The 20,176-nt window shown below is 43.1% G+C and carries 20 protein-coding genes; 18 read left to right on the top strand and 2 right to left on the bottom strand.

Translation table 11 applies throughout. From position 1 onward, the window contains the following. The 10 genes from ACRAD_RS06865 (at position 1) to ACRAD_RS06820 (ending at position 9,747) form a co-directional block, all read left to right on the top strand. Positions 1 to 2,781, top strand: a complete 2,781-nt coding sequence (locus ACRAD_RS06865) for a nitrate reductase (RefSeq protein ID WP_005025952.1) — start codon at positions 1 to 3, stop codon at positions 2,779 to 2,781. After that, the gene (gene mobA, locus ACRAD_RS06860) at positions 2,778 to 3,416 is read left to right on the top strand and encodes a molybdenum cofactor guanylyltransferase (RefSeq protein WP_005025949.1); all 639 of its coding nucleotides are present in this window, start codon (positions 2,778 to 2,780) and stop codon (positions 3,414 to 3,416) included. The genes ACRAD_RS06865 and mobA overlap by 4 nt, the downstream gene beginning before the upstream one ends. Before the next feature lie 132 nt (positions 3,417 to 3,548). Beyond that, a complete protein-coding gene (moaA, locus tag ACRAD_RS06855; RefSeq protein WP_005025946.1) occupies positions 3,549 to 4,601 on the top strand; it encodes a GTP 3',8-cyclase MoaA in 1,053 nt (350 codons plus the stop codon). Between the two features lies 1 nt (position 4,602). Then, the gene (locus ACRAD_RS06850; protein ID WP_005025944.1) at positions 4,603 to 4,854 is read left to right on the top strand and encodes a MoaD/ThiS family protein; all 252 of its coding nucleotides are present in this window, start codon (positions 4,603 to 4,605) and stop codon (positions 4,852 to 4,854) included. A 1-nt stretch (position 4,855) separates the two neighbouring features. Then, positions 4,856 to 5,311, top strand: a complete 456-nt coding sequence (locus tag ACRAD_RS06845; RefSeq protein WP_005025941.1) for a molybdenum cofactor biosynthesis protein MoaE — start codon at positions 4,856 to 4,858, stop codon at positions 5,309 to 5,311. 148 nt (positions 5,312 to 5,459) lie between these two features. Then, a complete protein-coding gene (gene moaCB, locus ACRAD_RS06840) occupies positions 5,460 to 6,383 on the top strand; it encodes a bifunctional molybdenum cofactor biosynthesis protein MoaC/MoaB (protein WP_005025939.1) in 924 nt (307 codons plus the stop codon). Continuing rightward, positions 6,380 to 7,621 carry a molybdopterin molybdotransferase MoeA gene (locus ACRAD_RS06835; RefSeq protein ID WP_005025937.1) on the top strand — a complete coding sequence of 414 codons (1,242 nt, stop codon included), beginning with the start codon at positions 6,380 to 6,382 and terminating at the stop codon, positions 7,619 to 7,621. The genes moaCB and ACRAD_RS06835 overlap by 4 nt, the downstream gene beginning before the upstream one ends. Positions 7,622 to 7,635: 14 nt before the next feature. Continuing rightward, on the top strand, positions 7,636 to 8,397 hold the full coding sequence (gene modA, locus ACRAD_RS06830) for a molybdate ABC transporter substrate-binding protein (RefSeq protein ID WP_005025935.1): 762 nt from the start codon (positions 7,636 to 7,638) through the stop codon (positions 8,395 to 8,397). Positions 8,398 to 8,405: 8 nt separating this feature from the next. Beyond that, positions 8,406 to 9,089 (top strand): molybdate ABC transporter permease subunit, encoded by a 684-nt coding sequence (gene modB, locus ACRAD_RS06825; RefSeq protein ID WP_005025933.1) that lies wholly within the window; start codon positions 8,406 to 8,408, stop codon positions 9,087 to 9,089. Position 9,090: 1 nt separating this feature from the next. Beyond that, positions 9,091 to 9,747 (top strand): ATP-binding cassette domain-containing protein, encoded by a 657-nt coding sequence (locus ACRAD_RS06820; protein WP_005025932.1) that lies wholly within the window; start codon positions 9,091 to 9,093, stop codon positions 9,745 to 9,747. Between the two features lie 52 nt (positions 9,748 to 9,799). Here the strand turns inward: ACRAD_RS06820 and ACRAD_RS06815 are convergent, their stop codons facing one another. Both ACRAD_RS06815 and paaZ read right to left on the bottom strand, forming a co-directional pair. Further along, positions 9,800 to 10,660 carry an MBL fold metallo-hydrolase gene (locus ACRAD_RS06815; protein ID WP_005025930.1) on the bottom strand — a complete coding sequence of 287 codons (861 nt, stop codon included), beginning with the start codon at positions 10,658 to 10,660 and terminating at the stop codon, positions 9,800 to 9,802. 223 nt (positions 10,661 to 10,883) lie between these two features. Continuing rightward, positions 10,884 to 12,998 (bottom strand): phenylacetic acid degradation bifunctional protein PaaZ, encoded by a 2,115-nt coding sequence (gene paaZ, locus ACRAD_RS06810; protein WP_005025929.1) that lies wholly within the window; start codon positions 12,996 to 12,998, stop codon positions 10,884 to 10,886. Between the two features lie 261 nt (positions 12,999 to 13,259). On the opposite strand from paaZ, the gene paaA reads away from it, so the two are divergent. From paaA to paaX, 8 genes are all read left to right on the top strand, one after another. Beyond that, positions 13,260 to 14,204: a 1,2-phenylacetyl-CoA epoxidase subunit PaaA gene (paaA, locus tag ACRAD_RS06805; protein WP_005025928.1), complete on the top strand. Its 945-nt coding sequence runs from the start codon at positions 13,260 to 13,262 to the stop codon at positions 14,202 to 14,204. Positions 14,205 to 14,246: 42 nt separating this feature from the next. Beyond that, the gene (paaB, locus tag ACRAD_RS06800; protein WP_005014243.1) at positions 14,247 to 14,537 is read left to right on the top strand and encodes a 1,2-phenylacetyl-CoA epoxidase subunit PaaB; all 291 of its coding nucleotides are present in this window, start codon (positions 14,247 to 14,249) and stop codon (positions 14,535 to 14,537) included. Positions 14,538 to 14,549: 12 nt separating this feature from the next. Beyond that, entirely contained in the window at positions 14,550 to 15,305 is a 756-nt protein-coding gene (gene paaC, locus ACRAD_RS06795; protein WP_005025926.1) for a 1,2-phenylacetyl-CoA epoxidase subunit PaaC, read from the top strand. Between the two features lie 24 nt (positions 15,306 to 15,329). Beyond that, positions 15,330 to 15,830 (top strand): 1,2-phenylacetyl-CoA epoxidase subunit PaaD, encoded by a 501-nt coding sequence (paaD, locus tag ACRAD_RS06790; protein WP_005025924.1) that lies wholly within the window; start codon positions 15,330 to 15,332, stop codon positions 15,828 to 15,830. Positions 15,831 to 15,865: 35 nt separating this feature from the next. Next, complete coding sequence (gene paaE, locus ACRAD_RS06785; protein ID WP_005014249.1) at positions 15,866 to 16,921, top strand: 1,2-phenylacetyl-CoA epoxidase subunit PaaE; 1,056 nt, start codon at positions 15,866 to 15,868, stop codon at positions 16,919 to 16,921. Positions 16,922 to 16,966: 45 nt separating this feature from the next. After that, positions 16,967 to 17,758 carry a 2-(1,2-epoxy-1,2-dihydrophenyl)acetyl-CoA isomerase PaaG gene (gene paaG / locus ACRAD_RS06780; protein ID WP_005025922.1) on the top strand — a complete coding sequence of 264 codons (792 nt, stop codon included), beginning with the start codon at positions 16,967 to 16,969 and terminating at the stop codon, positions 17,756 to 17,758. A 98-nt stretch (positions 17,759 to 17,856) separates the two neighbouring features. Then, entirely contained in the window at positions 17,857 to 19,149 is a 1,293-nt protein-coding gene (gene paaK / locus ACRAD_RS06775; protein ID WP_005014254.1) for a phenylacetate--CoA ligase PaaK, read from the top strand. A 61-nt stretch (positions 19,150 to 19,210) separates the two neighbouring features. Next, entirely contained in the window at positions 19,211 to 20,149 is a 939-nt protein-coding gene (gene paaX, locus ACRAD_RS06770; protein WP_005014257.1) for a phenylacetic acid degradation operon negative regulatory protein PaaX, read from the top strand. Positions 20,150 to 20,176: the final 27 nt, after the last annotated feature.

Genomic DNA, 20,176 nt, shown 5'->3' with positions numbered 1-20,176 from the left:
ATGAACAGTATTCCCATTGTGGAACTTGAAAGCTCTACAGACTTAAAAACAATAATTACGCAAACGACCTGTCCATACTGCGGCGTGGGCTGTGGAGTAACGGCACATGTGACGCCAACACCATCAGGACTGAAAGTAGCGATAGAAGGCGATGTCAATCATCCTACTAATTATGGCAAGCTCTGCATTAAAGGCAGTAATCTGGCAGATACTTTGGGACTGGAAACCCGTGTCCTAGAACCGATAATCGGGCGTAAAGATCAGCAAGAAATCACTAGCTGGGATACTGCGACTTCTATTATTGCCAAAAAATTCCAGCAATGTATCGATCAGTATGGACGCGACAGTATTGCCTTCTATGTATCGGGCCAATTACTAACTGAAGACTATTATGTCGTCAACAAATTTGTTAAAGGCTACTTTGGTACAGCTAATATCGATACCAACTCACGACTTTGCATGTCATCGGCAGTTGCCGCGCATAAGCGCGTCTTTGGTGAGGATATTGTCCCTGCAAGTTATGAGGATTTTGAACATACCGATATGGTAGTACTAGTGGGTTCCAATACTGCATGGTGCCATCCGGTGCTGTACCAGCGCATTATGAAAGCCAAAGAACAGCGTAACCTGTTTGTAGTCGTAGTTGATCCCCGCTTTACCAGCACCTGTGAAGCTGCGGACTTGCATTTGCCGATTTTACCCGGACAAGATGTGGCACTGTTTAATGGTTTATTGCAGTATCTCTGGAAAAATGGTCACACAGACCAGAAATTTATTGCTCAATATACACAAGGCCTAGAACAGACTTTAGTACAGAGTGAAACTGAATCTTCCATTGAAGCAGTGGCTCAGCGTACTGGCATTACTGCTGATAAACTGCGAAACTTTTATGAGAAATTTGCCCAAACTGAAAAAGTTATGACCTTATTTTCAATGGGAGTTAATCAGTCTTCTCAAGGAGTAAACAAGGCTAATAGTATTAGCAACTGCCATTTATTGACGGGGAAAATTGGCAAACTGGGTGCCGCACCATTTTCTATGACCGGACAGCCGAATGCGATGGGCGGGCGTGAAGTGGGTGGACTGGCCAACATGCTGGCAGCCCATCTGGAGCTGGAAAATGAAAGCCATCAGCAACTGGTGCAAAATTTCTGGCAAAGCCCCTATATTGCCAAGCAGGCAGGGCTAAAAGCCGTTGATTTATTTCAGGCAGTTGAAAGCGGCAAGATTAAAGCAATCTGGATCATGGCGACCAATCCAGTTGTGAGCATGCCGGATGCCGATCAGGTCAAACGAGCTCTGGAAAAATGTGACTTTGTGGTGGTGTCGGATATTTGCCAAAATACGGATACCAGTCAATATGCCGATGTCTTGTTACCTGCACTTGGTTGGGGAGAAAAAGATGGCACCGTAACCAATTCGGAACGTCGTATTTCCAGACAGCGTGCTTTTTTAGATATACCAGGACAAGCCAAAGCTGACTGGTGGGCCATCAGTCAGGTGGCTCAAAAAATGGGATTTAGTGGTTTTGATTTTAATAATAGCCATGACATTTTTCTGGAACATGCCCGATTATCTGCCGAACAAAATTCTCATTTAAGTCAGCGATCTGAAACACCATATTTCCGTTATTTCAATTTAAAGGGTTTAACCGATTTAAGCTTGGCTGAGTACAATGAGCTAAAACCAGTGCAGTGGCCAGTGTGGAGCAAAGATCAGGCGGATCATCTAGTCACTCGACTATATAGCCAAGGTCAGTTTAGCCATGCCGATGGCAAAGCTAAATTTATTGCGGTCTCTGCAGTAGATCCATTTTATCCAATCTGTAGTGAATTTCCTTTAATTTTAAATACTGGCCGGATCCGAGATCAATGGCATACCATGAGCCGTACCGGACTCTCTGCCAATTTAAGTACACACCGTGCTGAACCGTATTGTGAAATCCATCCGCATGATGCCTTGAAATACGGGATTAAAGATGACGAGCTGGTAGAAGTTAAATCCAGATGGGGAAATTGTGTTTTACGTGCAATGGTCAGTGACAATATTCGCCGTGGACAGGTCTTTGCACCGATTCACTGGAATGACCAGGTGGCCTCTGACGCCAGGATCGGCAAGATCGTGAATCCGGTAGTCGATGCTATTTCCGGTGAGCCAGAATTTAAACACACACCAGTGCTCATACAACCCTTTCATATTCAGTGGCAAGGCGTATTTTATGTACGTCAGGGTTTTGAAAAAACCGTGCAATCGTCTATTGAAAATATGGTTTGGTGGGTAAAGATCACCACCACCAAAGCTCTCCGTTATGAACTGGCAGATCGTCAAAAATTCGCTCATACTACTGAGCATTTAAAAGAATTATTCCCATTTCAGGATGAAAGTTTTGAATGGCTAAATCTTGAAGATCAAACTGCTCACATCAGCCATACTGTAGTACTGAAAGAAGGTCACTTAATTGCCAGCCTGTATATTGCACCGAAGGCTTTATTACCAGACCGGGACTGGATAGCCAACCTGTTTAAACGTGAACGTTTAAGTGCCATGCATCGTAAAGCCTTACTCGCCGGGCAGCCAATGTCCATGGTGAATAATGAAGGTCCCTTGGTGTGTAGCTGTTTTAAAGTCGGTAAAAACCGCATTATTGAAACCATTAAAACTAAAAATATTACAGATGAGAAACAGATAACTGCATGTTTAAAAGCTGGAGGAAATTGCGGTTCATGTCTGCCTGAAATCCGTGGTCTGATTAAAGCATGCCAAATGGAGGCGGTAGAATGAAAAAAGGGAGCAAGAGAGAAAATAATAAAACAGTTTATCCGCGTACTGATCTGGTGATACTAGCCGGTGGACAGGCCAGACGGATGAATGGCATCAACAAACTGTTGCAGAAATTTGATGAACAGATTCAGCTGATTAAAATTTATCAACAACTGAAACCAAATATTGCACAGGTCTGGATCAATAGTCATCGTGACTATTCTATTTATCAAAAAATTATTCCAAATATTTATTATTATCAGGATGATGAGACCGGTTTTCAGGGGCCATTAATGGGCATGAAAAGTGCTTGGTCGCATGTGCAATCAGACTATGTGCTATTTGTACCCTGCGATGTAACCTATATCCCATCCAAAGTACTGCTCAAGCTACATGTGGCTCTAGCTAAAAATAATCTGGCAGAAGTCGCTTATGTCGAAATCAATGGTAAGCCACTTTATCCATTTTGTCTGGTCAAGCGCAGCAGCTTGGTAACCCTGAATTTACATATTGAACAAGAACAGCGCAGTCTTAAACACTGTTTTAGTAATTTGCACGCTCAAGTCGCATGTTTTAAAAACCCTGCCCTATTTTTTCACAGTATTAATTCGCTGGATGAGCTGCAACAGTATCAGCAGCTCAAATTTCTGCACTGAAACTGAATATTTTTCTTTTAGCGTAAAGTTGGAACACTTATTGCAAACCTGATTATTACAAGATTGAGCAATGCAGGTATCAAGCATGCAGATGCGCATAACCAGCCCGCAGTCTGAAGATGGATATTCAACATGAAGACGATGACACAGCTTGAAAACGTTGCATTATTTGTCGACCAGTTTGGCCGCAGCAAGCGCAAGCTACGTATTTCAGTGACTGATCGCTGCAATTTTAAGTGTGTCTACTGTATGCCAGAACATCCTGAATGGATGAAAAAACACGACCTGCTCAGTTTTGAAGAGTTATATCAATTCTGTGATTTTATGGTTCGTCATGGTATAGAGGCTATCCGCATTACTGGTGGTGAACCCTTAATGCAGCAGGGAGTAGTGCATTTCGTTGAACAGCTTCAAGCTCTGAGAAAGTTTGGACTAAAGCGTATTTCGATGACCACTAATGGACACTACCTCAAGCAATATGCAGATAGTTTAAAACAGGCCGGGCTGGATGATTTGAATATCAGTCTGGATAGCTTAAATAATGAGCAGTTCAAGCAGCTGACCCAAAAAGATTTGGCACCCGTTTTGGAAGGGTTTCATGCAGCCAAAGCTGCTGGTTTACCAATCAGGATCAATTGTGTATTGATGAACGGAATCAATGACAATCAAATTCTGCCTTTGGCACGCTGGTCGGTTCAGCAAAAAATTATGCTGCGTTTTATTGAGTTTATGCCCCTGGATGGGGATAGAAAATGGTCTACGGAACATGTGGTCAGTGAAAAATACATTTTAGAAACCTTGGCGACTGAATTTACTCTCACTGAAAAAAACAATGACTCTGCACAGTCAGGTTCGGAACCTGCAAGACAGTATTTAATTGATGGCCATCCGATTGGAATTATCTCGACCATTACCAATTCATTTTGTGGCAGCTGTGACCGGTTACGGTTGACAGCACAAGGTGAATTTTATAACTGCCTGTTTGCACCACAAGGTTTGAATATTAAAAATGAAATCCGCTCTCTGGGCTCTTCTTTACCTTTGGGTGAAGTGAATTTATACAGCATTTTATCTCCATACATCTGGAACAAAGAACAAGGCTTTTACGCTATAGCACAGCGTTTAAAAAGTCAGAATATGAACCAAAACAGCCGCAAGATTAGCATGCATATGATAGGAGGCTAAGATGTCACAGATCAAAATCAGGATTGAAGCCTTTGGTGCGGTAGAACGGCAGTTACCGCAAAATTTCGAAATTATCTGTAAATCTCAAAGTACAGTTTCTCAGGTCTTGGATCAGGTGGGACTTAACCATCCTGAAGCCCTTGCCATAATGGAACGCTGTGCCTGTGCAATTGGTGAAGATATTATTTCACGTCAGACTTCACTCATTACTGACAGCACGCTAGTACTACTTTCACCTGTAGCAGGAGGTTGAAATGGGCGAATACAAACAGTTTCTCCGGATTCAGGAGGCTGCTTTAAAGCTGGAATTTTTTGATCTGATTCAGTCTTTTCCTGAATGTGGTGGGATTGGAGTATTTATCGGTACGGTTCGGAATCACCATGAAGGCAAAGCAGTAAAAGCACTAAAATATACTGCCTATACACCCGTTGCAGAAAAAATGATTCGTCAGATTGAACAGGAAATTCAGCTTAAATACGGCGTATCTTATGTACGTGTAATACACCGGATTGGGACACTGGAGATTGGTGAAAAAGCCATTATTGCCATTGCTTATGCAGCACATCGCCGGGAAGCCTTCGCAGCCTGTGAAGAAGCTGTAGAACGGGTCAAACATGAGGTACCTGTCTGGAAAGAAGAGTTCTATATAGATGGCAGTAGTCAATATGTTGAGGGTTGCTGTATCCGTAAAGATGAAAACAGACCTTAGCCATGCACATCATCCAGAATATTCAGCCGAAAAGCATCAGCATTGCCGTCACACCAAAGAGAACACTCCATTGATTTATCAATGGCCGCTATAAGCTACAACTGAAAATACGCTCGTTTAAAGAAAGAATGAACCACAGGAATAGGCAATGAAAAATGTCGGGATGAAGCCAGAAAGTTACCGTACTGCAGTGGCCACAGGAATTCTGCGTGCTCCGCCACATTGCATTGAATTATTACGCAATGGTAATACTGAAAAAGGTGATGCTCTCAAGACGGCTCGCATTGCGGGAATTCTGGCAGCTAAACGTACCGATGAGCTCATTCCACTATGTCATCCATTACCCATTTACCGGGCTGACGTAGAATATAAACTGTTTGATACGCATGTTGAAATTATTGCGATAGTTGAAACCATAGGCCCAACGGGTGTGGAAATGGAAGCTTTAACGGCAGTTAGTCTGACCGGTTTAACACTGTATGATATGTTGAAGCCTCATTGTGAACCAGAAGATTTATCACTGGATCAATGCAAGTTACAAAAGAAAAAAGGGGGGAAATCACATTTTACCCGCGTTTTAAAAAACAGCTTGCCTGCTTCTATCATTGTATTGTCAGACACGGTTGCTGCCGGTAAAAAGCCGGATACAGCAGGGCAAAATGTCCTGGAAATATTACAAGAAGCTAATTTCGCAAATATTGCCTATCAGATCATTCCGGACAATCCTGAACAGTTACTAGCACTAGTTGAACAACAGAAAAATGATTATCCACTCATTTTAGCGGTAGGCGGGACAGGACTTGGCCCTAAAGATTTAACTGTTGAAACCATACAGCCTTTGTTAAGGCGGGAAATACCCGGCTTGATGGAAGCTTCACGCAATTTTGGTCAGAAACGTACGCCCTATGCTGCTTTAAGTCGTGGTGTCGCTGGTTATATCGAGAATAGTCTGGTCATGACTTTGCCAGGCAGCCGTCAAGGTGCCAAAGAATCTTTGATTGCGGTTTTACCCGCTTTGATCCATCTGTTTGATGTGCAAAAAAATATTCCACATCAGGAAGGATATCAATGAATACTATCAGCTCAAGGTGTGGTGCTGAATATGGCCTGATCAGTGTAGATCAGGCATTGGATCGCATTTTGCAACATGTGCAGCCCTTAGATACTGAGAAACTTGAATTACAGAACGCCTTAAATCGCTATCTGGCTGAAAATATCTATTCTTCAATCAATTTACCCTTATTTTCACAAAGTGCAGTCGATGGATATGCCATCTGTGCCAAAAAAGCGATTGAACCGGAAAGTGAATTCCAGCTCATCGGTGAAATTCGGGCCGGTCAGCAGGTCGAAGTACAACTCCAGGCAGGGCAGGCAGTCCGAATTTTTACTGGGGCCAAAATTCCATCTGGAACTACTACAGTGGCGCGTCAGGAAATAGTTGAGCTAATCAATTCATCCAGAATTAAAATCATCGAAAACCTAAAAGCTAATATTGATATCCGGGATGTAGGCGAAGAAATTGTAGCAGGGCAATTATTGGCAAATGAAGGTCAGCAATTGTCTGTCGGAGTAATTGCTTCCTTAAGCATGGCAGGGATCAATACCGTTGAAGTCTTGCAATATCCTAAAGTTGCCATAGTTATTTCAGGAGATGAAGTTGCTGAAAGTGTAGAGGACTTTGCAGCAGGAAAAATTTTTGATGCCAATGGACCCTTGATTAAAGCATGGTTTCAGCAGGCAGGGCAGCAAGTAGAAATCTTTCATATTACCGATACCAAAGAGGCTGTACAGGCACTCATCCAGCAATTATCGTCAAGTTATGACCTGATTTTAACCACTGGGGGCGTATCGGTGGGAGATTATGATTTTATTCGTCCCGTTGCTTTAGAGTCAGGTTTTGAACAGATTTTCTGGAAAGTAAAACAGAAGCCGGGTAAACCCATATTCTTTGCGTACTTACAGCGTAATGACAAGTCCGATTGTTATCTGCTAGGGCTACCGGGCAATCCTGCAGCGGTTTATGTAGGTATGCAAGTCTATACTTCCACCTTATTAAACGTTTTACAAGGTCAAAAAAATCAGCCGAGCTGGTTTAATGCGGTACTGAGCCATGATCTAAAAATGGATGCCAGAGAACGTTTTTTAAGAATGTACGCAAGCTTTGATGATTCGGTTTTAACAGTTAAGAGTTTGTCCAGGCAGCAATCACATATGTTGAGTAATTTAATGCAGGCTAATTGTCTGGTACGGGTTCCGGCAGAACGAAGCCTGAGTCAAGGTGATATGGTTCAGGGCTTATTTATTCAGTAATAAGGAAAATGCACATGAAAAAAATCCTGTTTTCTTATATGTGCCTGACACTGACATTTTCCTCTACACAGGCCGGTACGGTTAAGATCTATGCAGCGGCCAGCCTGAACAATGCCATGACTGAAATCGCTAAAATTTATCAGGCTCAATATCCACAAACTAAAATTGTCACAGTATTTGGTGGCTCTTCAACTTTGGCTAAACAGATTGAAGCCGGAGCCAGTAGTGATCTATTTTTTTCAGCAGATCAGGAGTGGATGGCTTATCTGGTCAGAAAAAATAAAATTCATGCGGATCAAGTGAGGCCTTTATTGGGTAATCAGCTAGTTATGATTAGCCCCAAATACCTACATATTCCATTCAAGCCGCAGCCGGACTTTAAAATAGCTAAAGTTTTTAATGGATATTTGTGTACAGCACAGATGGAGACTGTTCCCGCAGGCAAATACGCTAAACAGGCCTTGACCAGATTACGCTGGCTGAATGATTTGAAAGGACGCATTGTAGGTACAGATGATGTACGTTCTACGCTGACCTTTGTAGAACGGGGAGAATGTAAACTGGGAATCGTGTACAAGACAGATGCTTTGATCAGTCAAAAGGTAAAAATTCTGGGAGTCTTTCCTGAGCATTTGCATAATCCTGTTATTTATCCGCTTGCCTTGACCAAGGCAGGAAGTAACAGCCCTGAAGCGGTACGATTCCAAAAGTTTATTGTAGAGTCAATACAGTCAAAAACTATATTTCATCACTACGGCTTTTCGCTTAAACCTTAAGGATAATCATGTTCGGACCAGAAGAGCTGAGTGCACTTTATTTATCAGCCAAAGTTGGCCTGTTTGCAACGCTGGTCTGTTTACCGTTTGCTATTGCATTGGCCTGGTACTTGGCTCGTTATGAATTTCGTCTAAAATTTATGGTTGAGGCCTTATTACAGCTTCCAATGGTCTTGCCGCCTGTCGTATTAGGTTATCTGTTACTTATACTATTTGGTCAGCAAGGGCTAATCGGTCAGTACTTGCATATTCTTGGACTGGAACTGGCCTTTAACTGGAAAGGTGCTGTGCTGGCTTCAATGGTAGTGGCATTTCCATTAATGGTACAGCCAATCCGCCTGTCTTTTCAGTTAATGAACCGGCAGTTAGAACATGTAGCAGGTACACTTGGTGCTACACCTGTTCAGGTCTTTTACAGTATTAGTCTACCTTTGGCCTTACCCGGCATGATCATTGGCAGTATTTTATGTTTTAGCCGGAGTCTCGGAGAGTTTGGCGCGACAATTACTTTTGTAGGCAATATTCCTGGTGAGACCCGTACTATGCCTATTGCTATATATTCTTTTTTACAGCAGCCCAATGGTGAAGAAATGGCTTTACGGCTAGTGATGTTATCTCTGGTACTGGCTTTTTCAGCCCTCATCGCCAATTACTTCATTTTACAGAAATATCAGAAAAAACTGGAGGGGTGATATGCTCAAATGCAAATTTCACTATCAACAGTCAGGGTTCAGATTAGATGTAAACCTGACCATGCAACAGCAGGTATTGGGGATTGTGGGAGCATCAGGAAGCGGGAAAACAACATTCTTAAAAAACATTATAGGTTTATTATCTCCGGTAGAAGGCCAGATTGTCTTTAAAGAAACTACTTTGCTCGATACAGTAGAGAATGTGAACCTTCCTACTCATCAGAGACATATTGCTCTGATATTTCAACATGCCTTATTATTTCCCCATATGAATGTATTACAAAATCTGCATTACGCGAAAAAATTCTCAAAAACAGTCCATCAAAAAATTAGCCTTGAACATATAGTTGACTTACTTGAATTAAAAAAATTACTCCAGCGTAAATCTCACCAACTTTCGGGCGGTGAAGCACAGCGGGTATCAATAGGTCGGGCTCTGCTTTCATCTCCAGACTTGCTGCTTCTTGATGAACCTCTAAGCGGCTTAGATCAGCAATTAAAACAGCAGGTTTTACCCTTTCTTAAACAATTGCAAAGCCATATTGAACTCCCAATGATCTATGTTACTCATCATCCGGCAGAACTGGATTTTTTAGAGGCAGATACCATAATGCTACAGCAGTACAAACCGAACTGTTCCATGTTAACCGGCCCATAAGCAGATATTTTTTCAGGTATTTAAAATTATTATAAAATTTACTCGAAGCGAGCTATTTGAAGAAGGACGCAGGTAACTCTGCCGAACGGCCACTCAGGCGTTCAAAATCATGACTATCATGCGAGCAAAATATATCAATTTCATGTGCATGGTGCTGATGAAGCTGGCGTAAACGGGCCTGATTAGAGAGACGCGCTTTACGGTCTTTTTCCAGCATGGTCTGGTAAAAACGCAGGCCAGGGGTACAGCATGGGCTGACGGGATCTATTTCCTTATGATAAAAATAGGCATCAGCAGCATTAAGTAGCCATTTATCTCCAGCCTGAATGGCAATGCCGGCATGACCATGTGTATGACCTGAAAGAGGAACAAATAAAATCTCAGGTGGTAACCCATCCAAATCTCTTACTGAATTAAAACCATACCAGCCTTCTCCTGCATCAGGGTTATATACTTTCCATTTCTCGCGATAAGACCACTGCTGTGGACGAAAACGCTGCCGGTCCAGCCAGGTCTTTTGCGAAAGGGCATAATCCCGTTCTGTTTGCATCATATGAACAGTAGCATGGGGAAAATCATCCAGTCCGCCAGCGTGGTCAAAATCCAGATGCGATAAAATGATATGTCTTACATCACGCGGGTCATAGCCTAAACGTTCAATCTGCCGGATTGCTGTCATTTCTTCACGCCACTCTGGACTGACCAGAAAACGGAAAAACCAGCCAAGGCGGGTACGTGGAGAAGCAATGTCACGTAATCCAAAACCAGTATCAACCAGTACCAGACTATCAGCTGTTTCAATCAGCACACAGGTACAGGTTAAACGCCCCCGCAACTTGGCATAAGAAAAGCCATCCATCAAGGCACCACCTAAAGGACAGGTTGAAATACTGTTCAGGAAATGGATACGCATCAGATCATCTCTTTATCAGCTTATATGTTTCACTTCTAACATGGTATAGAGTGAAGTACAGTATCCTAATTTTATGTTTTGTTATAAGTAAATGATTTAGGTAAATTATGACTATTTTTACTTATTATATCAAATAGTTATTTTTTTTAGGTTTATTCTATAAATAGCTATATTTCAGGATAAAAGCCCTTCAGCAGACTTTTATCCCGAACTTTACCTGCATTTATGCAGCGCGTTCGACCAGCGTCAGAATGTCATAGGTTGCTACCAGTTCATTACGCTGGTTTTTAACCTTGATATCCCAGACAACCACACCATGTGATTTCTGGTCTGGCTCACGTTGAGGTTTTGGCGTTTTTTGCTTACAGGTTAATTCAACCTGAATAGTATCATCTATTTTTACCGGCTCAACAAAACGCAGGTTATCCATACCATAATTGGCAATAACCGGTCCTGGTGCTGCCTCTACAAACAGGCCCGCTGCGGCAGATACAACAAAATACCCATGAGCCACGCGTTCACCAAATAATGAATCTGCCGCGGCAATCTTGTCCATATGGGCATAGAAGTGGTCACCACTCAAGTAGGCAAAATTTACGATATCCGCTTCGGTAACTGTCCGACGTGCTGTAAGCAGGCGTTCACCAATTTGCAGCTCGTCAAAGCTTTTCTTAAATGGATGTACGCGATCTTCAAACACCCTTGAACCTGCTGTCCAGCTATGTCCAATCTGTGTCATGACGTCAGGTGAACCCTGAATGGCTGTACGCTGCATATAATGTTTTACTGCTCGCAGGCCTCCGAGCTCTTCTCCACCACCTGCACGGCCTGGCCCACCATGAACCAGATGCGGTAAGGGTGAGCCGTGACCGGTACTCTCTTTTGCATTTTCTGTATCCAGAATATGAATACGACCATGCCACGGCGCAATTTTTGCGATCAGACTTTCAATATTTTGCTCTGTATTGCGAACAATTGAAGCAACGAGACTACCTTCACCACGGGCAACCAGCTCAGTCAGCTCAGTTTGGTTTTGATAAGGCATCAAAGTTACAACCGGACCAAAAGCCTCAATCTCGTGCACATATCTTGCAGTGACCGGATTTGAACAGCACAGTAAGGTAGGCGGATAAAATGCACCTTTTTCAGGAGAGTCTGAGTGAAACTGAAAATTCTGATCATTATGTCCACCAAAGACAATCTTTGCTTCTTGGCTCAGCAGTTCGACTTTTTCAGCGACATCATATTTTTGTTTGAGACTGGCAAGCGCACCCATCGTCACATTTTCATGTTCTGGATCACCGACTACAACTTTTTCCAGTCGGGCCAGCAGTTTTTGTTGCACTGTATCCAGCAGGAAAGCCGGCACGAAAGCCCGACGAATGGCAGTACATTTCTGCCCGGCTTTTGAGGTCATCTCCCGATAAACCTCACGGACGAACAGTTCAATAGTTTCTTCGCTGGCTCCTTCGGTTAAAATGGCACTGTTTACTGAGTCTGCTTCCATGCTGAACGGAATCGAGTAGCGGTTAAGATGAGGGTGGGCGCGTAATTTCTGTCCGGTTGTTGCAGAGCCAGTGAAAGTTACGATATCTTGTGGACCTAATTGTTCCAGCAGATCATAAGTTTGACCACATATTAACTGTAAAGTGCCTTCAGGCAGAAAACCGCTGGCATAAATAGCCTGAACCACAGCATGTGTAAGTTCTGCGCCTTCTGTCGCAGGTTTAACAATACAAGGGACACCGGCAAGCAGCGCTGGTGCAATTTTCTCTAGCATCCCCCAAACCGGAAAATTAAAGGCATTAATATGTACGGCAACACCAGCCTTAGGAGTAAGGAGATGCTTTGCTCCAAAGGTGCCCTGTTTGGAAAGTGGAATCCAGTTATCTTCAATCAATACTATTTCATCACTGAGTTCACGGCGTACCAGACTGGAGTAGGCAAACAGTGTACCTATACCACCTTCAATATCGACCCAGGCATCCTTACGGGTACAGCCGGTTGCTTTCGCCAGTTCATAATAGGCCTCCTTACGTTCCAGCAAATATTGTGCTACCTGCTTGAGCGCATGTGCGCGCTGATGAAAACTCCATGTCGCAATAAGTGAACCTTGAGTTTTGGCATAGTTAACCACTGTCTGCATATCAATACCATAACTGCTGACCTGATAAACAGCTTCACCAGTAATGGCGTGATAGACAGTACGTAAATCCTGCTGGGCAATATATTCCTGTCCACAGACAAGCGAGCTTAAGGTTTTTACCGGTCTTCTTGGATTGCCTGCTTGGGTATGATCATTTTCCGTATAAGGTGTACCTGTTTCCAGTTCGAGCATTACAAACTCCCTTTTATGATACTTATTTAAATAAATTTTAATTATCCTGTCATATAATTTGATTTCTAAAAATGAAATTGTCAATTAAAATTGAGTCAAAAGAGAAGTAACAAAAACTAGTTAAATTAAAAATTGTATAAAAATCAATTTATTAAAAGTTATAAATAAATTATTTTAAATGATACCTAAAAATTTATATTGATTTAAATTTAGTATCGCTTTAATTTTAAATTATAGCCACTTGGGATAAGTGAGGAAATAATGAAAAATCATGCTGAAGATTTTGAACAAGCCATACAACAAGATATTACCATTGAGCCAAAGGACTGGATGCCAGAAGCGTACCGAACAACGCTCATTCGCCAGATTGGACAGCATGGCCATTCGGAAATTATAGGTATGCTGCCGGAAGGAAACTGGATTACCCGAGCACCCACCCTGAAACGTAAAGCAGTACTGCTGGCAAAAGTTCAGGACGAAGCAGGTCATGGGTTGTATTTATATAGTGCCGCCGAAACACTCGGTGCTGACCGGGACGATATGATGGACAAGCTTATTGCGGGACGCATGAAGTATTCATCTATTTTTAACTATCCAACTTTAAGCTGGGCAGATGTCGCCGCAATTGGCTGGCTGGTCGACGGCGCCGCGATCGTTAATCAGGTAGCCTTGTGCCGTACATCTTACGGGCCATATGCACGGGCAATGGTACGAATTTGCAAGGAAGAAAGTTTCCATCAGCGGCAGGGGTTTGAAGCCATGATGCAGCTTGCAAATGGTACACCTGAACAGAAACAGATGGCACAGGATGCGGTCAACCGTTACTGGTGGCCAGCACTGATGATGTTTGGCCCAAATGATGATAATTCCCCTAACAGTGCACAGAGTATGGCCTGGAAAATTAAACGCTTCAGTAACGACGAGCTGCGCCAGAAATTTGTCGATAACACTGTACCGCAAGTACTACAACTTGGCCTGACTGTACCTGATGAGAAACTGCATTTTAATGAAGAAACTGGCCACTACGAATTTGGCGAGATTAACTGGGATGAATTTTTTGCTGTGATTGCCGGGAAAGGCCCATGTAACCAGGAACGCATTGATGCCCGCCGTAAAGCATGGGAAGGCGGAAAATGGGTCCGTGAATCTGCTGCTGTATATGCCCAAAAACAGCAGGCACAGCAACAATCTAAAAAGGTTGCCTGAAATCTGGTTTTAGCTATTCAATAAAAACAGGAACAAAACGACATGGAACATAAAAATAACTGGTCATTATATGAAGTCTTCATACGAAGCAAGCAGGGTTTAAGCCACCGTCATGTAGGTAGCCTGCGTGCACCTGATGCTGAAATTGCCTTGCAAAATGCCCGTGATGTTTATACCCGCCGTAATGAAGGTATCAGCATTTGGGTGGTGAAGTCAGAACTGATTACTTCTTCGCAGCCAGATGAAAAACCGGAATTTTTTGATCCCTCTCTGGACAAGGTGTACCGCCATCCAACTTTTTACCATATACCAGATGGCATCGAGCATATGTAAGGAAGGTATTGTATGAATCATCCACTTTTAGCACAGTTTCTTTTACATATTGGCGATAGCCAGCTGATTTTATCGCACCGGCTCTCTGAATGGTGTGGTCATGCACCTGAGCTGGAAATTGATATTGCCCTAGCCAATATAGGCCTGGACCTGCTGGGTCAGGCACGGACGGCCTTAAGTCTGGCTGGTGAACTCGAAGGGTTAGGCCGTGATGAAGACAAACTGGCTTATTTTCGTACTGAGCGTGAATACCGTAACCTGCTGCTGTGTGAACAGCCAAATGGTGATTTTGCCCAGACGATTGTCCGCCAATGGCTGATGGATCATTATCATGTACTCCTTTTTACGGCTCTAGCGAAAAGCTCTCAAGCCGAGCTGGCAGCTTTCGCAGCAAAATCATTAAAAGAAGTGAAGTATCACCTGCGGTTTTCTACTGCCTGGATGGAACGCTTAAGTCTGGGAACAGATGAGGCACATGAAAAAACCCAGACAGGATTAAATCAGCTATGGCGCTTTAGCGATGAACTATTTGTTTTAAATGCTGATGAACAGTTACTGGTTGAACAACAGGTTCTCATGGACCTTGAACCATTAAAAGCTGAATGGCTTGAACAGACGACTGCTGAAATTGAACGTTTTAAGCTGACTCTTCCGGAAACCGGTGCTTACCGTAGTGGTGGCAGACAGGGTCTACATACTGAACATCTGGGTTATGTACTGGCTGAAATGCAGTATTTGCAGCGTTCATATCCAAATATGAACTGGTAAGCAGGGAACACAGGAGTAACGGGTATGGAGCTAATTAAACACTGTCTGGATGAATGCTGGGAAACTCTGAAACAGGTGGCTGATCCTGAAATTCCGGTTCTTTCAGTCGTTGACCTAGGTATGATCCGTGGAGTGGAACTAAATGAAGAAGATCAAATTATCGTTCGTTTAACTCCAACCTATAGCGGCTGTCCGGCTACAGATCTGCTTAAGGCAGAAATTACCCAGGCATTTACTGTTCAGGGTTTGGTTCCGGTACAGGTAGTAGTGGATCTGTCCGAAGTCTGGACTACTGACTGGATGAGTGAAAGCGGTAAACAGAAATTACAGCAATATGGTATTGCTCCGCCACAGGGTGAAGCACATAGCTGTGGTACCCATGTTGCTCTGTCCGATGGAATTGAGTGCCCACGCTGTCATAGCCAGCATACTAAACTGTTAAGTGAATTCAGTTCTACTGCCTGTAAAGCACTGTACCGATGCCAGCAATGCCTGGAACCTTTTGACTATTTTAAATGTATTTAAATAACCGAATGGTCAAAATAAAGAAGGATTTTTATATGAACCAATTTATTCCGCTAAAAATTAAATCAGTCAGCCCACAAACTGAACAGGCGATCTGTATTGCTTTTGAAATTGCACCTGAACAGCAACAGCAATTTCAATATCAGCCAGGTCAGCATCTGACTATCCGGCATATGAGTGAAACCGGTGAAATCCGTCGCTGCTATTCAATCTGTAGCGATACTCAGGAAGACATGAGTATCGCAATCAAAAAGATTGAACAGGGGCAATTTTCAAACTGGGCCAATAACCGCTTAAAAGCCGGTGATGTGCTGGAGGTCATGCCACCCCAAGGTGTTTTTTTTCAGAAGGCTGCAAAAACTGGCGGAAAAAATTATCTGGCATTCGCAGCAGGTAGCGGTATTACACCTATTCTTTCTATTGTTAAATCAGTCTTGTACCAGCAGGAAAATGCAAATCTTACTTTAATTTATGGTAACCGTTCATGGAAACAAACCATGTTTTCAGAACAGATTATGGACTTAAAAGATCGCTTTAAAGAACGTTTTCAGCTTATCAATATCTTTTCACGGGAAATGAACGACAGCCAGCTGCTTAATGGTCATATCGATACTGAAAAACTGCAACAGCTTTATAGTGCCGGTTTGATTAATCAGGACATTGACCACTGTTTTGCCTGTGGACCGCAGGCCATGATGGATGCCGTCGAGCAGACATTACCGCAGTTCGGTATTGAGCACAGTAAAATTCATACCGAGCGTTTTAATACCGGCACCACAAAAGTAACAACGAGAGAAATTGAAGGCCGTAATGAAGAAAAAGTTCAGATTATTCTGGATGGACGTGAGCTGGTGGTAGAGGTTTCCAGACAGGATGACAGTATTCTGGATGCTGCACTGCGCGCCGGAGCCGATTTACCCTATGCTTGCAAGGGCGGAGTCTGTGCCACCTGTAAGTGCAAGATAATAGCAGGTAAGGTTGATATGGCTGTTAATTATAGTCTGGAAGAGGATGAAATCGCTCAAGGTTATGTCCTGAGCTGTCAGGCACGACCGGTAACAGCCAATGTACGCTTAAGTTTCGATGAATAATTAATCTATTTTAAAATAAAAATCAGGTTCAAAGGGAAATACTGAATGGACTACCAGACAATTCTTGTTGAAGAAAAAAATACTGTGGGCTATTTAAAGTTTAATCGTCCAGAGCAGCTCAACAGTTTTAATGAAGTTATGCATAAGGAAGTTGCTCAGGTCCTCAACAAATGGGCTGTGCAGCCCGATATTCGTGCTGTAGTTATTTCAGCACAAGGTCGAGGTTTTTGTGCCGGGCAGGACCTGAATGACCGGGTAGTCGATCCTGATTCAGCAGTACCAGACCTGGGCCTTTCAATTGAAAAATACTATAACCCGCTCATTAAACTGATTACCGAGATGCCAAAACCGGTTATTTGTGCGGTTAATGGTGTTGCGGCTGGAGCAGGGGCCAATATTGCATTGGCTTGTGATCTGGTTCTGGCAGCGAAGTCAGCCTCATTTATCCAGGTTTTCTGCCGTTTGGGGCTGGTTCCAGACTCTGGAGGCACCTGGTTCTTGCCGCGGCTGGTTGGTCGGGCACAAGCCATGGGACTGGCATTACTGGGAGATAAGATCCTGGCTGAGCAGGCATTACAGCTCGGTATGATCTGGCGGGTAGTTGAAGATGAGCAGTTACAGGTTGAAGCTGAGAAAATGGCTGAACATCTGGCCAAGCAACCAACTTATGGATTGGCATTAATTAAAAAAGCAATCCATGCTGCTGCGCATAATACTCTGGATGAGCAGTTACTTCTTGAACGTGACTTACAGCGTCTGGCAGGCCGTTCAGAGGATTACCGTGAAGGTGTACAGGCCTTTATGCAAAAACGTACACCTGAATACAAAGGCTGCTAGAACAGGCAGGGCTACACAATTCTTAAAGAATATGGATGAAAAGAGCATCGTCTTTTCAGAATCATACAGGCAGGATGACTGTACATGGAGTATAGAATATGAATAACAATACGATGGAATATATTGAAACGGTTTCAACCGATGAGCTGCGCAAGGTACAACTGGAACGCATAAAGAAAACTTTGGTGCATGCCTATCAGAATAGTCCGGTTTACCGGAAAAAATTTGATGATGCAGGCGTGCATCCCGAGGACTTTCAGCATCTGGAAGATCTGGCAAAATTTCCTTTTACCACTAAACAGGATCTGCGTGATCATTATCCGTTCGGCATGTTTGCCGTGCCTCAGGAAAAAATTGTAAGGGTACATGCATCCTCAGGTACAACCGGACAGCCAACGGTAGTAGGTTATACGCAAAATGATATTCATACCTGGGCTGATCTGGTTGCCCGCTCGCTAAGAGCTGCTGGCTTAAGTAATCAGGATATTATTCAGGTCTCGTATGGTTATGGGCTATTTACAGGAGGTCTGGGTGCACACTATGGAGTGGAACGTCTGGGAGCAACCGTTATTCCCATGTCGGGCGGACAGACAGAGCGTCAGGCACAACTGATTCATGACTTTAAACCAACTGCATTAATGGTTACGCCGTCTTACTGCCTCAATATTATCGAATGTCTGGAAAAGAAATTTAATACTGCAAAAAATACCTCAATTAAAACTGGAATTTTTGGTGCAGAGCCATGGACTAATGAGATGCGCCGTGAAATTGAAGAACGTCTGAATATTGATGCTCTAGATATCTATGGACTTTCTGAAGTTATGGGTCCCGGCGTAGCAATGGAATGTCTAGAAAGTAAAGATGGCCCCACCATTTGGGAAGACCATTTTTATCCGGAAATTATTGACCCTGAAACTGGTGAAGTATTGCCAGATGGTGAGCTGGGAGAACTGGTATTTACCACAATTACCAAAGAAGGTATGCCGGTTATCCGTTACCGTACCCGGGATTTGACGCGTCTATTACCCGGAACTGTACGACCAATGCGCCGTATGGACAAAATCGTCGGTCGTAGCGATGATATGATGATTATCCGAGGAGTCAATGTTTTTCCATCACAGATTGAAGAGCAGATTCTGCATATCCCGCAGCTCATTCCCAATTACCAGATTCATATCTGTAAACATGGACATTTAGATAGCCTGCACATACGTGCAGAAATGCGTAAAGAAATTAATGATATGATGGCACATCAACTATCCCAGCAGCTTATCAGTCAGATTAAAATAATGGTGGGTATTACGGTGAGTGTAGAGATAGTGACTGAAGGCACCCTCCCGCGTTCAGAAGGTAAGGCTCAACGGGTGTTTGACATACGGCAATCGGCATAAATTGGTCTAGGTGGTTTATCCTGTGATAAATCACTTCGTTTCAAAGGTGAATTTAAACGTGATGAACCCAAAACTCAAACAAGTCATCGATGATTTTATCAGTAATGAGCCTTTGAGCGGCACTTCGCTCATTATGACTGTATTTGGTGACTGTATTTTCCATCGTGGTGGAATCATCAGTCTCGCCAGCCTGATTCAGCTGATGGATGTATTCGGATTCAATGAACGTTCGGTACGTACAGCCGTTTTCCGGCTGGCACAAAACGGCTGGCTGATTTCTGAAAAAATAGGCAGAACCAGTTATTATCGCGTTACAGAAAGCAGTCGCCAGCGCTTTGTGAATGCTGACCAGAAAATTTATAATCTGAGCCATAAAGAATGGGACCAGAAATGGGACCTGGTGCTACTCAGTTCAGTTGAGCTTGAAAACAAGATTATTTTAAAAAAAGAACTGGAATGGCTCGGTTTCGCCAATATTGCTACCAATGTTATGGCATATCCGGGTTGTGATCATCTTAAACTGCAAAGTCTGCTACTTAACCTAAAAATGAGTGATCAGGTGGTTCTTTTCAAGGCGGAGGCTCTGGAACTCTGGCAAGAGTCTTATCCAACTGTAAAACGTATGGTCGAGACTAACTGGCCGGTGCAGGAATTACATCAGCGTTATGAAAAGTTTATTGGTGATTTTAGAGAAGTCCTGAATCTGATTGAAAGTATAGATGACCTGGACCCAATACAAGCCTTCCAGATCCGTATTTTACTGATTCATCAGTACCGCCGTATTTTACTTAAAGATCCAAATCTGCCTTTTGAATTACTGCCTTCTAACTGGCTTTCACTAACTGCCCGCAATCTTAGCAGTAATGTATATCAAATGGTTTTTCATCCGGCAGAAGATTTTTTTCTGGAGCTGGCCAGAACTGCAGAAGGCTCTATGCCACCAGCACATCCACAGTTTTACAAACGTTTTGGCGGTTTAAAACAGGAAGTTACCATATAGCTTTAGGTAAATAGAATAAATTAAAAG

Source organism: Acinetobacter radioresistens DSM 6976 = NBRC 102413 = CIP 103788 (genome assembly GCF_006757745.1).
GTDB classification, from domain to species: Bacteria; Pseudomonadota; Gammaproteobacteria; order Pseudomonadales; family Moraxellaceae; genus Acinetobacter; species Acinetobacter radioresistens.
This window is presented reverse-complemented; position numbering and strand designations above follow the sequence as displayed.